Genomic DNA, 14280 nt, shown 5'->3' on the forward strand with positions numbered 1-14280 from the left:
CTAGGGGCGCCCCCGACCGCGGTCACCCCGACCGCCCCAGCACCAGCCCCGACGTGGGCACTCCGGTGCCGGCCGTGACCAGGACGTGGGCGGGGTCGCGGGCCTGGTTGGGGCTGGTGCCCCGGAGTTGGCGGACCGCCTCGGCGATCCCGTTCATGCCGTGCAGATACGCCTCGCCGAGCTGGCCGCCGTGGGTGTTCAGGGGGAGGGCGTCGGCGGCCACGAAGTCCGCGGCCTCGCCCCGCCCGCAGAAGCCGAACTCCTCCAACTGCAAAAGGACGAAGGGGGTGAAGTGGTCGTAGAGGACGGCGACGTCGATGTCGGCGGGGGTCAGGCCGGAGGTGCGCCAGAGCTGGTCGGCGACGACGGCCATCTCGGGCAGGCCGGTGAGGTCGTCACGGTAGAAGCTGGTCATCTGCTCCTGGGCGCGGCCGGCGCCCTGGGCCGCGGCGGTGATCACCGCGGGCGGGTGCGGCAGGTCGCGGGCGCGCTCGACGGAGGTCACCACCAACGCCTGGGCGCCGTCGGTCTCCTGGCAGCAGTCCAACAGCCGCAGCGGCTCGACGATCCAACGGGAGGCGGCGTGGTCGGCGAGGGTGATCGGCTTGCCGTGGAAGTACGCGGCCGGGTTGCGGGCGGCGTGCCGGCGGTCGGTGACCGCGACGTGGCCGAAGGCGTCCGGGGTCAGGCCGTGGGCGTGCAGATAGCGCTGGGCGGCCATGGCGACCCAGGAGGCGGGGGTGAGCAGGCCGAACGGGAGGTTCCAGCCCAGCGCGGCGCCCTCGGCGGACGGTTCGCGCCGCTGGACGCCGGCGCCGAAGCGGCGGCCGGAGCGCTCGTTGAAGGCCCGGTAGCAGACCACCACGTCCGCCAGGCCGGTGGCGACCGCGAGCGCGGCCTGCTGGACGGTGGCACAGGCCGCGCCGCCCCCGTAGTGGACCCGGGAGAAGAAGGTCAGCTCGCCGATGCCGGCCGCCTGGGCGACGGTGATCTCGGGGTTGGTGTCCATGGTGAAGGTGACCAGCCCGTCGACGTCGGCCGGGGTCAGCCCGGCGTCGGCCAGCGCGGCCTGCACGGCCTCGACGGCGAGGGTGAGTTCGCTGCGCCCGGAGTCCTTGGAGAACTCGGTGGCGCCGATGCCGACGACGGCGGCCCGGCCGCCGAGGGCGTCGGGGCGGTGGCGGGTCATCGGCCCTCCGCCTCCTTCGGGACGCTGACGGTGACCGTGCCGGTGACGTGGTGGCCCAGGCCGTTGGTCCCGACGATCCGCACCTCGCTGGTGTCGCCGTCGACGGCGGTGACGGTGCCGCGCACCACCATGGTGTCCCCCGGATGGTTGGGGGCGCCGAGCCGGATGGCGACCTTCCGCAGCACGGACCGGGGGCCGAAGTGGTCGGTGACGTAGCGGCCGACGAGGCCGTTGGTGGTCAGGATGTTCATGAAGATGTCCGGGGAGCCCTTCTCCCTGGCCGCCTCGGCGTCGTGGTGCACGTCCTGGTAGTCGCGGGAGGCGATCGCCCCGGCGACGATCAGGGTGCGGGTCAGGGGCAGGGTGAGCGGCGGCAGCTCCAGGCCCACATGGGGCGCGGGCGTCGGGCCGGCGTCCCGGGCGGCGTCGGTGGTCATCCGTGCGGCTCCTTCGTCAGCAACGCGCCCAGTTCTTCCAGGAGTTCGGCGCCCGCGCCCAGGTACGCGTCGAGCTGCCGGCCCCAGAGGAAGTGCCGGTGCACGGGATGGGCAAGGTCGGCGCCGAGGCCGCCGTGCAGGTGCTGGCCGGTGTGCACCACCCGCTTGCCGGCCTCGGAGGCCCACCAGGCGGCGGTCAGCGCGTGCGGCGCGGCGTCCAGGCCCGCGTCCCGGCGCCAGGCCGCCTCGTAGGCGGTGACCCGGATCGCCTCGGTGTCCATGTACGCCTCGGCGGCCCGCAGTTGGACCCCCTGGTTGGCCGCGAGCGGGCGGCCGAACTGCTCACGGGTGGTGGTGTGCGCCACCGCACGGGCCAGCGCGCCCGCGCAGACGCCCGCCTGGAGGCCGGCGAAGGCGGTGCGGGCGGTAGCGAGCACCTCGTCGTGGGCCACGGGCGACGGGGCGGCCGCGGCGCCGCCCAACGGCTCGGCCGGGGCGTCCCGTAGGGTCAGCCGCCCCGCGGACCAGGGCGCGGTCGTCGCCACCGGCTCGACGCCGACGCCCGGGGCGTCGCCGCGGACCAGCCACAGCCGGCGCTCCGCGTCCGGGACGAGCAGCAGGGTGGCCCCGCACAGCCAGGGGACGACGGGCACGGTGCCGGTCAGCCGGGCGGCGTCGGGCGGCCCCGCGGCGACGGTCCGCGGCCGGCCCGACGCCCCCGCGAAGGCGCCGGTCGCCACCTCCGTCCCGTCCCGCAACCCCGGGAGCAGCCGGGCCCGTTGCTCCGCGCTGCCGTGCGCCCCGACAGCCAGCAGCCCGTACGCGCAACTCGCCGCGAACGGCACCTGGGCGGTGGTCCGGCCCTGTTCCTCCAGCATCAGCACCAGGCCCAGCAGCCCGGTCTCCGCCACCGCGCCCGGGAGCCCGGCCGCGCACAGCGTCTTCCACAGCTCCGCGTCGACGGCGTCGCCCAGGTGGGCCAGGCGCTCCGGAGTGGACCGGTCGCCGAAGATCTCCGCCGCCAGGTCGGCCGCCGCCCGCTGCTCCTCCGTGGGCGTGAAGTCCATCTCAGCCCTCGCCGCCTTCCGCGCCGGTGGGCTCCTCGGCCCGGAAGAGGGGCAGCACCAACTCCTCGTCCACCCGCCGGAACTCCAGCCGCACCGGCATCCCGATCCGCACCCGGCCGGGCTCCACCCCGATCACGTTGCTGACCATCCGCACCCCCTCCGCCAGCTCGATCAGCCCGACCGCGTACGGCCCCGCGGCCCCGTCGCCATCGGGCGCGGCGAACGCCGGGAACGGCGGGTGGTGCATCACCACATACGAATAGACCGTCCCCGCGCCGCCGGCCTCGACGGTGTCCCACCGCGTCGAACCGCACCCGTTGCACCCGGGCAGCCAGGGGAACCGCAGCGTCCCGCAGCCGCCGCAGCGCTGGAGGAGCAGCCGGTGGGCGGCCACGCCCTCCCAGAAGCCGGCGTTGTCCCGATTGACGACCGGACGGGGGCGCTTCCCCCTCGAACTCCCCTCACCAGAGGTCATGTTGGGGGCGCGCCGGCCCGCCGGCGCGTACTTGAGCACCCGGAAGCGGTGCGTCCCGGCCGGCTCCCCGTTCGCCCGGACGTCCATCCGGGTCGTGATGAAGTGGCCGGCGCCCAGCCTGGTGGTCTTGCGCGGCGACACCGACTCGATCACCGAGTCGAAGGTGAGCACGTCGCCGGGGCGCAGCGGCCGCAGGTACTCCTGCTCGCAGTCGGTGGCGACGATCGCGGTGTAGCCCGCGCCGTCGAGCAGCGCGGAGAGCTCCTCGTAGGCGCCGCTCCGGCCGTGGTGCCCGGAGAGTCCGCCCATCGTCCACGCCTGGAGCATGGTCGGCGGGGCGACGCCGTCCGGCCCCCGGTAGCCGGGGTGTTCGTCGCCCATCGCCTCGCACCAGTGCCGGATCATCGCCTCGTTGACCGGGTCCTTCGCCACGCCCGGGGCCGATGCCCGGCGCCCCTCGAACGCCCCGAGCGCCTCCTCGTACCCGGCGGCGTCCCCGGCCGCACCCTCCCGCACCCCCGCGTCCCCGCTCACCCGCGCCGCCCCTTCCGCATCCCCAGTCGCACCGTGGCCACGATCTCCCGCTGCACCTCGCCGACCCCGCCCCCGAAGGTGTTGATCTGCGCGGCGCGGTTCATCCGCTCCAACTCCCCGTCCCCGTAGGCGCCCGGCGAGCCGGCCCGGACGAGCGCGGCGTCGCCGACCACCTCCTGGCACATCCGGTACACCTCGACCGTGCTCTCCGTCCCGGCGAACTTGACCCCGCTGGCGTCGCCCGGGCTCAGCGTCCCGGCCCCCACGTCGCCGACCAGCCGCCAGTTGAGCAGCCGGGTGGCGGCCTGCCGGGCGTGCGCCTCGGCGAGCCGGGCCCGCACCCAGGCCCGGTCCGCGGGCCGCCGCCCGGTCCCCGGGTCCGGCGTACGGGCGTGGGCCAGCGCGGCCGCGTAGGCGTCCTCGGCCTGCATGCCGATCGCGGCCAACGCGACCCGCTCGTGGTTGAGTTGATTGACCATCAGGTCCCAGCCGGCGTGCTCCGCCCCGACGAGGTTCCCGTAGGGGACGCGCACCCCGTCGTAGGAGGTCGCGGTGGTGGTCAGCCCGCCGACGGTCTCGATGGGCGTCCAGGAGAAGCCGGGGGCGTCGGTCGGCACCAAGAGGATCGAGATGCCCCGGTGCTTGGGGGCGTCCGGGTCGGTGCGGCAGGCGAGCCAGATCCAGTCGGCCTGCTGGGCGTTGCTGGTGAAGCTCTTGCCGCCGTGGATCACCCAGTCGGGACCGTCGCCCCCGGAGCCCTCCGCCGCCCGCACCGCCCGGGTCCGCAGCGACGCCAGGTCGGTGCCCGCCTCCGGCTCCGTGTAGCCGATCGCGAAGACCACCTCGCCCCTGAGGATGCGGGGCAGGAAGAAGTCCTTCTGCGCCGGCGTCCCGTACTTCATCAGGGTCGGCCCGACGGTGTTCAGGGTGACCATCGAGACCGGGGCGCCCGCGCGGTACGCCTCGTCGAAGAAGACGAACTGCTCGTCGGGGCCGCGCCCTTGGCCCCCGTAGGCGGTCGGCCAGCCCAGGCCCAGCAGTCCGTCGGCGCCGATCCGGCGGAGCGCCGCGCGCTGTGCCACCGGGCCGTCGACCGGCCCGTCGGGCAGCAGTTCCCGGAAATAGGCGCGGAGTTCGGCGCGCAGCCGCTGCTGGCGCTCAGTGGGGGCGAGGTGCACGTCGGCGGGCCTTCCTTCGGTGACGGCCGTACGAACGAGCGAGCGGGTTTCTGACTGTCCGTCAGAAACCCGCTCGCTGTCAAGGTCCGCGCAGTGAACCCCAGAGCGGCCCACATGTCCGCCGCGCGGCACCTCACCTCACCTCACCCGCCGATCACCCGCCGCGCGGACGCGCGGCGGACCGGCTCACCAGATCTGGTTGAAGTCGACGTTGGCGTTGTCCTGGTCGATCACGGTGAAGCCGTGACCGTTCACGCTGGCGGTGTTGTTCTGGTTCGACGCGCCGGGGCCGTTGGCCACCTGCTGGCCGGTGGTGGAGTTGCCGTGGTTGCTGCCGCCGACACCGGTGCCCGTCTGGCTGGTGGCGGCGGAGCTCGACCCGTTGTTCGCGAGCCCACCGTTGTCGGCCTGTGCCACGCCGGTGCAGAGCGCCGCCGCGAAGGGCAACGCGAGGGCGACGGCGATGACGCGGGCGGTACGGGTGCTTGCCATGTCTCTTTCCTCCTACGAATCGCAAACTTGTGACTTATGAACTTCAGGGCTCAGTAACCGGATCCGGCCGTGCGGACCCGCCCCCGGACCGGGCATCCGACCTCTCGAAACCCGCTCCGGACGACCGGCCCCGGACGGTCCGTACAGCGCTAACTCCATTTGTTCACCGGGTAGTTGGCCGACCACCTCGGTGCCTGCCTCGACGTCGCGACCTCAGGATTGCCCAACCGAACCCGGCCGGATCCACCGGCGGAGACCGATTCCCCCGCAAGGGGGAGAAACCACCGACAAACCCCGATGCCCCCACTCGCGCCCCCGCGCCACCCCCGTGCTCCACAGCGATCCACCACAACCCGTTCGCCCCAAGGGCCGGGCGGGTCGCCCGCCACCCCGACCGCCCCGGCGCACACGTGATCTTCGTCGCGCGCCGCCCCTCCCCCTCTTCCCTTTCTCGAACACTCGTACGAAAATAAAGTCATGGCCATGCCCCGCCGCCATACCGCCCCGCGCACCGCCCGCCCGGCGGCCGCCGCCCTCCCGCCCGAGGCCCCGGCCGCGCACCGCCCGACCCTGCGCCCGATCCCCGGCCCGACGCCCCGCGCGTCCCGGGAGCCCGCGGGCCCCGACGACCCCACCGCCCCGCCCTGCCACGGCACGTGCGGCCGCCTCGGCCACGGCGTCCACGACGCCACCACCGACCCGCTCGCGATCCGCCGGATGTTCGCCGCCGCCCCCTGGGCCACCGGCTACGGCATCGCCTGCGGCCGACCCCCGCACCACCTCGTCGGCCTCGACCTCGACACCCGGCACGGCGCCGACGGCCCCACCGCCCTCCGGCTGATCGCCCGGGCGCACGGCCTCGCGCTCCCGTCGACGGTCACCGTCCTGCCCCCCTCGGGCGGCCGCCACCTGTGGTTCACCGGCCCGCCCGCGCCGCCGGTCCCCCACTCCGCCGGCCGGCCCGCCCCGGGCATCGACGTCCGCGGCGCGGGCGGCTATCTGGTCGGCCCCGGCTCGCTCACCACCCGGGGCCGGTACGCCCTCGCCCCGGACTCCCCGCACCACTCCGCCCCGATCCCGCCCGCCCTGCTGGCGCTCCTGCTGCCCCCGCTCGGCGCCCCGCCCCGCCGCCCGCACCCGGCCACCGCCGCCCACGGCCGCCAGCCGCCGGCCGCCGCCCTCCTCGACTTCGTCCGCGACTCCCCCCGCGGGCAGCGCAACTCCCGCCTCTTCTGGGCCGCTTGCCGCGCCCACGAGGCCGGCCTCGGCCCGGAGCTGGCCGAGCGCCTGCTCGCCGCGGCCCGCCGGACGGGCCTGCCGGAGGACGAGGCCCGCGCCACCCTCGCCTCGGCGGCCCGCCGCTGACGCTCCCCCGCGGCCCTACGCGCCCGGCTTCCGCGCCTCGATCAGGAACCTCGTGGTGTGCGCCACGAACGCCCCCTCGCGCCGGATCAGCCCGTCCAACTCCCGCAGCCGCTCCCGGTATTGCTCGACGGTGAACCCCGGCACCATCCACACCACCTTCCGCAGGAAGTAGACGACCGCCCCGATGTCGTGGAACTCCGTCCGCAGCCGCTCCTGCCGCAGCTCGACCACCTCCAGCCCGGCCGCCTCCGCGTCCCGCCGGGCGTCCTCGGGGTGCCGGGCGCGCCGCACCTCCTCCGGCTGGGGCCCCAGGAAGAACTCCACCAGCTCGAACACGCTGGCCGGCCCGACCTGTTGGGAGAGGTACGTACCGCCCGGCCGCAGCACCCGGGCGATCTCCGCCCACCACACCGTCACCGGATGACGGCTGCTCACCAGGTCGAACGCCCCGTCCCCGAACGGCAGCGGCGGCGCGTCCTCGTCCGCCACCACCACCGCGCCCCGCGGGTGCAGCAGCGCGGTCGCCTTGGCGACGTTCGGCGGCCAGGACTCGGTGGCCACCATGACCGGCGGGAACGCCCCCGCGCCGGCCAGCACCTCGCCGCCCCCGGTCTGGATGTCCAGGGCCGCCGCCGCCCGCCCCAGCCGCTCACCCAGTAGCCGCTGGTACCCCCAGGAGGGCCGCTGCTCGGTGGCCCGCCCGTCGAGCCAGGAGAAGTCCCAGCCCGCCACCGACACCTCGGCGGCCTCCGCCACCAGTTCCTCGAAAGATCGCTCCATACCCCCAGCCTCACCGCTCACCACCGCCCCTGCCAGCCATTTCTTCCCCACCCCGCACCGAGGCCGCGCTCGACACACGGACCGCGCACCCGCCGACCGCCACCGGACCAACCGGGTGAAACATCCACAGCCGCCGCGCCACCTCGCCAGAATCGAACGAGTGAGCGGTATCCTTGCGCCGTGGCTGACAAGCAGAAGACCTACGACTTCCCCCAGGACCTGCGGGAAGCACAGCTGGAGCTGCACCAGGTCCAGTCCGCCCTCGCGGACCTCCACCGACGCCTGACCTGGTCGGTCGAACCGCTCCCCGGCTGGACCCACACCAAGGAGAACGGTCACTTCTTCGAGACCGAGCGCGCCGACTCCCCCGGCTGGACCGACGAGGAGCAGTCCCGCGTCGCCGAGCTGCGCACCCGCCAACTCGCCCTCGCCGAGCGCGTCGTCACCCACGACTTCTGGTCCACCTGCGACGACGCCTCCGCCGCCCGCTCGGCCCTGAAGCACCTCCACGAGCGGGAAGAACAGGCCGAGGAAGAACAGGCCCTCGGCGAATAGCCCGCCGGCGCCCCGCCGCCCCGAGGGCCGACCGCACGACGACAGGCAGCGACGGAAGGGACCCCATGACGGACGCACGCTCCCAAGTCCCCGACAGCAGCGCGGTGCGGGTCGCCCTGTGGCGGGCCCTGCACGTCCGGTGCGACCCACCGCCCCACGTCCTCGACGACGAGATCGGCCTGCACCTGGCCGCCCCCGACGAGGACTGGCGCGCCCGCCCCGACATGGACCCGCAGGCCACCGCCGGCTTCCGGGCGGCCATCGTGGCCCGCGCCCGCTTCATCGAGGACCTGGCCCTCGAACAGGCCGCCCACGGCATCACCCAGTACGTCATCCTCGGCGCCGGCCTGGACACCTTCGCCCAACGCCACCCCGAAGTCGCCGGCCGGCTACGGGTCTTCGAGATCGACCAACCCGCCACCCAGTCCTGGAAACGCCGCCGCCTGATCGAGCTCGGCTACGACATCCCCGACTGGCTCCACCTCGTACCGGTCGACTTCGAGGCCAACGAGTCCTGGCCGGACCGGCTTTCGGCCGCCGGCTTCGCCGCCGACCGCCCCACCCTCATCGTCTCCACCGGCGTCACCCTCTACCTCTCCAAGGACACCACCGCGGCCACCCTGCGCCACATCGCCCGCCTCGCCCCGGGCTCCACGCTCGCGATGTCCTTCCCCCTCCCCGCCGAACTCCTCGCCCCCGCCGACCGCCCCGCCCTGGACCGGGCCACCAAGGGCGCCCGGGCCAGCGGCACCCCGTTCCTCAGCTTCTACACGCCGCAGGAAATGCTCACCCTCGCCCGCCGAGCCGGCTTCGCCGACGCCCACCACGTCCCCGCCACCACCCTCGCCGACCGCTACTTCTCCCACCGCCCCGACGCCCTCCGCCCCACCCCCGGCGAGGACTTCCTCCTCGCCACCACCTGACCCCACCCACACGAAAACGGCCCCCGCCCGATAACTCCCGGACGGGGGCCGCTCTTACCTACTCCGCCTGCGGAGGCTGTGGGATTTGAACCCACGGTGGCGTTGCCGCCACGACAGTTTTCAAGATGTCTCCCCGAAGATCAGCAGGGGAGCTGTTCCAGCAGGTCAGGCGGGTACGAGGACCCCGGCGGTGCCGTCGTCATCGTCGTCGTGCCCTCTGCGTGCCCGTTGGGCGTTGTCGTGCCCCTCGATCCAGGACTCAGATGCCTCGGCGACCTGAGCGTCACGGCCGGCGGCAGGTCGAGCGTAGTGCCGCGTGGTGACGCTGGCATTGGAATGCCCGAGCCGATGGGCGGCGGTCATCACGCCGTATTGGTCGGCAACCCAAGTGGCATGAGAGGCCCGAAGATCGTGCGGGGTCACGTCGGTCAGCCCAGCCGCCGACACCGCGGGGTCGAAGTGCGCTTTGCGCCACTGGTTGTAACGGAGCGGACCGCCGGCCCCGTTGGTGAACAGCAGCGCGTCATCATTGCCGGGTAGCCGATCGAGGTAGGCGGACAGCCGCTGTACCAGCGAGGACGCCAGCGTCAACGTGCGCTTCTGGTGCGACTTCGGCAGGTCGAAGACCAGGGCGCCGTTCGCCTCCCCAAGGTTCTCGTCCACGTGCAGGAGACACCGCTGCACGTCGATGTCACCGCGTCGCAGAGCGAACGCCTCACCGATCCGCAGACCGCCGAAGGCAAGCAGCGCGATCAGCAGATCATGCGGCGCGGAAGCCGCACGCACGATGCGCGACACTTCGAGCTGGGTCAGGATGTGCGGCTCAGTCTGCGGCATCCTCGGCAGCCGAACCCCACGACAGGGCGTCATAGCGATCAGCCCGTTGTCGACAGCCGCGGTCATGATCTGAGCGAGCACGCGGTAGCACTGGCGGATCCACGAGGCGCCGACGCCATCCGTCTTCATCTTGGCAACCCACTCAGCGATGGTGATCGGCCGCAGGCTGGACAGCTCACGGTCGCCGAGTACCGGGTTGATCCGTGAGGTGATGATCGAGCGGTACGTGGCCCGCGTCTTGTGCTTGAGCTGGGGCCCCACCGATGCCAGCCAGCGAGCCGCCCAGTCCTTGACGGTCGTCTTACCGTCGTCAGGGTCAAGCCAACGCCCTTCTTCGATCTCGATCCGCTTCTTCGCCAACCAGAGGTCTGCATCCGTGATCGTCGCGAACGTTCGATCCGCGGGGCGGTCAACGCCATCCGGACCGGGATAGCGCGCTTGGAAGCGGCCAGACGGCAGCTTGCGTACCCGACCGAACTGGCGACGCCCCTTACGCTTTCCGGCCATCACGCCACCGCCTTCAGCTGACGGGCCAAGGTGACGGGTTCCACCGTGTTGGCAGCGATGTACGCCTCCACCACGCTTTCGCGGATGCGAACGTGTCGGCCCACCTTCACGAACGTGATGCGGCGCTCCTCGACGAGCCGGCGGGGGAAGCGGACAGTGGTGCCGAGTCGTTCCGCTACCTGTTCCATCTTCAGCAGTCGGTCGTTCATGGTCACCACTCCCCGTTGGTGTCGTCGGTGTTGAGTTCGGTGCGGAGTTCGCGGGCGATGTCGCGGTTGTGTTGGATGTCGCGGCGGATGTTGGCGGCGAGCCAGGATTCGCCGGGGGTGTGGCCGTGGCCGGCGTAGGTCCAGTGGGCGAGGACGAGCGTGGTTGCCTCGGGGTTCTGGTCGGGGTCGGGTAGGCCGAGGGCGGCGCGTTGCTGTTTGGCCCGGTAGTCGGCGCGGACCTGGCGGAGGGCACCGAGGGTGGTGGAGTAGCGGCGGGATTTGGTGGAGAAGTGGCCGCGGAAGCCGAGCATGTGAGCCCAGGCCGCCAACTTGCGGTCGGGGTAGAGCGCGGTGAGGTCCAGGCAGGCCGCCATGAGGCGCCGGGTGTGGTCAGGGATGGACAGGGCGGTGAGGTCTTCGCTCAGTCCGGTGCCGTTGCAGGAGGCGCACTTGCGCAGGAGGGCGTTGTGTCCGGCGTAGCGGTGGGAGCGGCCGGTTCCTTGGCAGGTGCGGCAGTGGATCGGGGCGTCGGTGGCGCCGGTGGTTTCAGCGGCTTTGGTGGCGTACTTGGCGACGTAGGAGGCGACGGCTTGTTCGGTGATGTCTTCGCCGTTGCCGAAGGCGCCGATGGCTTGGATGTCTAACTGCGTGCCCCAGCGCAGGATTCGCGCGGGTTGGTCGCCGGCGGCGGGGACTTCGACTTGGACGCGGGCCGCGGCGGCGCGGATGGCGTTGGTGAGCAGGGCGTGGGTGGCCCAGGCCGGGGGTGGGGTGTCGGGGCCGATGGGTCCGTCGAAGCGGATGACGGCGTGGAAGTGGACCGCGCCGCGCTTTTGGTACTCGGCGACCTTGCCGAAGGAGACGCGGGATTGGGCGTGGGCTTCCTTTTGGGTGAGGCCGGCGAGGCGGGCGATGGTGCGGCGGAGGTAGATCGTGAAGTAGCGCCACAGTTCGGAGGCGTGGTTGTTCCACAGCACTGCGCCGGCGTAGTCGTAGGCGATCGGGTCGAGCGGAGTGCCCAACGCGGGGTCGTTGTCGGGGTGTTGGGTGCCGCAGCGGCAGCGTTTGTTGCCGGGGCGGTTGTGGACGGGCCCGAAGGAGGGGGCTGTCAACGTGGCGAAGACGCGGGGGTGTTCGCGGATGGTGTGGGGGGTGCCTTTGGTGGGGTCGCCTACGAGGCCGGCGCGGATGAGGTGGTAGGTGTCGCCGGCGTAGGTCCAGGCGCAGGAGGGGCAGCGGGAGGCGCGGCGGTTGCCGCAGGCGACGCGCAGCCGACTCCCGGGTTCCCCGTCGGTGTTGTAGGAGTGGAGGACCTGGCCGGTGGTGGCGTCGCGGGTGACGGTGGTGCCGGTTAGGTGGATGGGGTCGGAGCAGCCGCCTGTGCGGCGGATCTGGTCGGTGAGGCGGTCGAAGCCGGGGGACCCGGCCACCTTGAGCAGGTCGCCCAGGGTGGTCGGGTCCAGGCCCGCCGCGGTGGCGGTGTCGGTCATGTGGCTGTCTCCAGGGCTGCGACGTGCAGGTACTGGGTGGCGACCCAGTGGGAGTAGGCGGGGGGTACGGCCTTGCGGGCCTCGCGGCTTGTCATCCAGGTGCAGCCCATGGCGTCGGCGTACGCCCGCTCGGCTTTGTGCTCGAAGGCCAGCAGGTTCCTGCGGTGCCAGCAGGGTGGGACCAGGTCACCACCGCCATGCCAGGAGGTCTCGAACACGCGGTGTCGGCGGAGCGGAAGCCCCAGCTGCGTGCCACACAGCAGGTAGTCCGGCCTCAGCAGACCGGCCGAGGCGGTCTCGGGCACGTTCTCGATGACCCAGGGCCGACCGGTGGCCTGCATGGCCTCGCGGCCAGGTGCGAGCAGGTCCGGGTGCTTCTCGGGGTTCCCACGCCACTTGGTGACACGGGCGTAGCGTTCGCAGGGCCATGAGCCGTGGATGAGGTCGTACTTGTGGCCGTGCTCGCGGACAAAGCGGAGCGCGTCGGCCTGGTGGAACTCGAACGGGTAGTTCGGCTGAGGCGCGATGTCGACGCCAACGACATCGAAGCCGGCTTGGTGGTAACCCACCGACATGCCTCCGGCACCACAACACAGGTCCAGGAGACGCAGGCCGTTACGAGCGATGGTGGTCACTGGCGCCCCTTCTTGTTGTGGGCGGGGCCGTGGTGGGCGTCCCAGCCGGCGACCAGGGCGCGCACTTGGTCGTCGCCGGTGGCGGTGGCGCGGGCGCCGCAGTGGCACACGGCGGAGGCTTCGGCAGGGGCGGAGGGGGAGGGTTTGCTGACGTGCAGGCCGGGGCGGTCCGGCGTCGGGGTGAGGTCAGCCACGACGCTCACTTCCCGATGTGGATCAGGTCGGTGGCGCGGATGGTGCGGCCGGTGCCCTTGCAGAGCGGGCACGTCACGGTGACGGTCTTGCGGCTTCCGTCGCGGTGGCGCTGGCCGGTGGTGATGGCGACGCGGGCGAAGTCGTCGCAGCCGCGGCAGATGAGCGTGTTCTGGGCGCGTTGAGGCATGATGAGCAGTCCCTTTCGGGTCGTTGGGTCTGGAAGGGGTTGCTGGCGCCCGGGGCGGCGGAAGTTTGGCGACCGAGGCCGCCCCGGGGGCCGTTTAGCGGCGGTTGCGGCGCTTGGAGTAGGCCGGCGGGATGTTGTCGTAGGAGTCGGCGCCTTGCCAGAACGCGGCCCGCTCCTGGCTGGTGCTGGAGCCGTCGCCGATCTCGCGGATGAGACGGTTAGCGGTCTTGCGGTCGCCGTGCCGCTTGGCGATGGCGTACTCACGCCCCTTCTCCGTCATCGCGGGGTCGGCGGGGGTGGAGTCGGTGTTCTTGCGGTTGAACAGGCCCATAGCAGGGCTCCTTTCAGCGGTTGGTGTTCTGGTTGGCCAGGAGCGAGCGGACGACGAGCGCGCAGACGGCGACGGAGGCCGCGGTGATGGCGGTCGCCAGGAGCATGGAGACCAGCACCGCGCCGACGATCAACACGGCCGCGGTTCCCCCAGCGGCGACGGCGACCACACCACCGGGCGTGAGCTGAACCGACCGCTTCCCCACCGGGGCGACGACCGGCGCCGGAGCGTGAGCCGGAATCTGCTCGACCGGGGTCGTGGTGTTCGTGGTGGGGACGAGCGGGGCCGCGGTCGGGACGGTGAAGGGTTGTGCGGTGTCCGGGGGTGGGATCTTCGGGGTGAGCATGGTGGGTGTCCCTTCTGGTCAGGGGTTGCAGCGGTGGGTGCGGGCGGCGAGTTCGGCGCCGGCGCGGTCGCGGTAGTCGGCGGAGAAGCCGCAGCCGGGGGCGGTGCACGCGGCGGTGTGCTTGGTGCGTCCGCGGCCGTCGTGGTGGCTGCCGACCTGGACGGGGCCGATGCGGATCACGTCGTAGAAGCGGTTCGGACGCGACATCAGCTCAGGCCCCCGCCCGATGGTTGGGGCCCAGCCATTCGTCACGGATTCGGGCAACCTCACGAGGGTCCTTGGTGCGCTTGGCCGCCTCCTCGACGCACAGCCGCGCCAGGTCCAGACGGTTGCCCTCGACGAACAGCCGCGCCCATTCCAGGAGTTCAGTCGCTTCGAAACGGGGCATCGGCTCAGCCCTCCCGGCGGGTGAACGGGCCTGGGTGGGTGTTGAGCCAGTGGCGGATCGCGGGCAGTTCGTCGTAGGTGGCTGCGTCGATCGCGGTGATCCCGATCTGGATCGCTTCGATGGCGCGGCCCCGGCGGGCGAGTTCGGCGGCGAGTTCCAA

Annotated in this window: 20 protein-coding genes; 3 read left to right on the forward strand and 17 right to left on the reverse strand. The window is 72.7% G+C overall.

The window, feature by feature from the left end:
• Positions 1–22: 22 nt before the first annotated feature.
• The 6 genes from ACIQU6_RS39885 to ACIQU6_RS39910 form a co-directional block, all read right to left on the reverse strand.
• Positions 23–1189, reverse strand: a complete 1167-nt coding sequence (locus ACIQU6_RS39885) for a lipid-transfer protein (protein ID WP_403486754.1) — start codon at positions 1187–1189, stop codon at positions 23–25.
• On the reverse strand, positions 1186–1626 hold the full coding sequence (locus ACIQU6_RS39890) for a MaoC/PaaZ C-terminal domain-containing protein (RefSeq protein WP_403486756.1): 441 nt from the start codon (positions 1624–1626) through the stop codon (positions 1186–1188). The genes ACIQU6_RS39885 and ACIQU6_RS39890 overlap by 4 nt, the downstream gene beginning before the upstream one ends.
• Complete coding sequence (locus ACIQU6_RS39895) at positions 1623–2693, reverse strand: acyl-CoA dehydrogenase family protein (protein ID WP_403486758.1); 1071 nt, start codon at positions 2691–2693, stop codon at positions 1623–1625. The genes ACIQU6_RS39890 and ACIQU6_RS39895 overlap by 4 nt, the downstream gene beginning before the upstream one ends.
• Before the next feature lies 1 nt (position 2694).
• Entirely contained in the window at positions 2695–3702 is a 1008-nt protein-coding gene (locus ACIQU6_RS39900; RefSeq protein ID WP_403486760.1) for a bifunctional MaoC family dehydratase N-terminal/OB-fold nucleic acid binding domain-containing protein, read from the reverse strand.
• Positions 3699–4880, reverse strand: coding sequence for an acyl-CoA dehydrogenase family protein (locus tag ACIQU6_RS39905; RefSeq protein WP_403486762.1), 1182 nt, complete (start codon positions 4878–4880; stop codon positions 3699–3701). Before ACIQU6_RS39905 ends, ACIQU6_RS39900 begins: the two co-directional genes overlap by 4 nt.
• A gap of 186 nt (positions 4881–5066) precedes the next feature.
• Complete coding sequence (locus ACIQU6_RS39910; protein WP_403486764.1) at positions 5067–5372, reverse strand: hypothetical protein; 306 nt, start codon at positions 5370–5372, stop codon at positions 5067–5069.
• A 477-nt stretch (positions 5373–5849) separates the two neighbouring features.
• Here ACIQU6_RS39910 and ACIQU6_RS39915 point away from each other — a divergent pair, with 477 nt between their 5' ends.
• Entirely contained in the window at positions 5850–6737 is an 888-nt protein-coding gene (locus ACIQU6_RS39915; RefSeq protein WP_403486766.1) for a bifunctional DNA primase/polymerase, read from the forward strand.
• A 15-nt stretch (positions 6738–6752) separates the two neighbouring features.
• Here the strand turns inward: ACIQU6_RS39915 and ACIQU6_RS39920 are convergent, their stop codons facing one another.
• Complete coding sequence (locus tag ACIQU6_RS39920) at positions 6753–7517, reverse strand: class I SAM-dependent methyltransferase (protein ID WP_403486768.1); 765 nt, start codon at positions 7515–7517, stop codon at positions 6753–6755.
• A gap of 180 nt (positions 7518–7697) precedes the next feature.
• Here ACIQU6_RS39920 and ACIQU6_RS39925 point away from each other — a divergent pair, with 180 nt between their 5' ends.
• Both ACIQU6_RS39925 and ACIQU6_RS39930 read left to right on the forward strand, forming a co-directional pair.
• A complete protein-coding gene (locus tag ACIQU6_RS39925; protein WP_403486770.1) occupies positions 7698–8072 on the forward strand; it encodes a hypothetical protein in 375 nt (124 codons plus the stop codon).
• A gap of 65 nt (positions 8073–8137) precedes the next feature.
• Entirely contained in the window at positions 8138–8995 is an 858-nt protein-coding gene (locus ACIQU6_RS39930; RefSeq protein WP_403486772.1) for a class I SAM-dependent methyltransferase, read from the forward strand.
• A 165-nt stretch (positions 8996–9160) separates the two neighbouring features.
• On the opposite strand, the gene ACIQU6_RS39935 is transcribed toward ACIQU6_RS39930, so the two are convergent.
• The 10 genes from ACIQU6_RS39935 to ACIQU6_RS39980 all read right to left on the reverse strand — a co-directional run bounded on the left by ACIQU6_RS39935 (position 9161) and on the right by ACIQU6_RS39980 (position 14120).
• Positions 9161–10339 (reverse strand): tyrosine-type recombinase/integrase, encoded by a 1179-nt coding sequence (locus tag ACIQU6_RS39935; protein ID WP_403486774.1) that lies wholly within the window; start codon positions 10337–10339, stop codon positions 9161–9163.
• Positions 10339–10548: an excisionase family DNA-binding protein gene (locus tag ACIQU6_RS39940; RefSeq protein WP_403486776.1), complete on the reverse strand. Its 210-nt coding sequence runs from the start codon at positions 10546–10548 to the stop codon at positions 10339–10341. Before ACIQU6_RS39940 ends, ACIQU6_RS39935 begins: the two co-directional genes overlap by 1 nt.
• A gap of 2 nt (positions 10549–10550) precedes the next feature.
• Positions 10551–12038 carry a replication initiator gene (locus ACIQU6_RS39945; RefSeq protein WP_403486778.1) on the reverse strand — a complete coding sequence of 496 codons (1488 nt, stop codon included), beginning with the start codon at positions 12036–12038 and terminating at the stop codon, positions 10551–10553.
• The gene (locus tag ACIQU6_RS39950) at positions 12035–12613 is read right to left on the reverse strand and encodes a DNA cytosine methyltransferase (RefSeq protein ID WP_403486792.1); all 579 of its coding nucleotides are present in this window, start codon (positions 12611–12613) and stop codon (positions 12035–12037) included. Before ACIQU6_RS39950 ends, ACIQU6_RS39945 begins: the two co-directional genes overlap by 4 nt.
• A 56-nt stretch (positions 12614–12669) precedes the next feature.
• Positions 12670–12867 carry a hypothetical protein gene (locus ACIQU6_RS39955; protein ID WP_403486780.1) on the reverse strand — a complete coding sequence of 66 codons (198 nt, stop codon included), beginning with the start codon at positions 12865–12867 and terminating at the stop codon, positions 12670–12672.
• Positions 12868–12872: 5 nt separating this feature from the next.
• Positions 12873–13055, reverse strand: a complete 183-nt coding sequence (locus ACIQU6_RS39960) for a hypothetical protein (RefSeq protein ID WP_403486782.1) — start codon at positions 13053–13055, stop codon at positions 12873–12875.
• Positions 13056–13149: 94 nt separating this feature from the next.
• Positions 13150–13386, reverse strand: coding sequence for a hypothetical protein (locus ACIQU6_RS39965; RefSeq protein WP_403486485.1), 237 nt, complete (start codon positions 13384–13386; stop codon positions 13150–13152).
• A gap of 13 nt (positions 13387–13399) precedes the next feature.
• Positions 13400–13732, reverse strand: a complete 333-nt coding sequence (locus tag ACIQU6_RS39970; protein WP_403486784.1) for a SpdD protein — start codon at positions 13730–13732, stop codon at positions 13400–13402.
• An 18-nt stretch (positions 13733–13750) separates the two neighbouring features.
• Positions 13751–13939 (reverse strand): mobile element transfer protein, encoded by a 189-nt coding sequence (locus ACIQU6_RS39975; RefSeq protein ID WP_403486786.1) that lies wholly within the window; start codon positions 13937–13939, stop codon positions 13751–13753.
• 4 nt (positions 13940–13943) lie between these two features.
• Complete coding sequence (locus ACIQU6_RS39980; RefSeq protein WP_403486788.1) at positions 13944–14120, reverse strand: hypothetical protein; 177 nt, start codon at positions 14118–14120, stop codon at positions 13944–13946.
• Positions 14121–14280 lie beyond the last annotated feature (160 nt).

The organism is Streptomyces sp. NPDC090442, assembly GCF_044769405.1.
Taxonomy (GTDB): domain Bacteria; phylum Actinomycetota; class Actinomycetes; order Streptomycetales; family Streptomycetaceae; genus Streptomyces.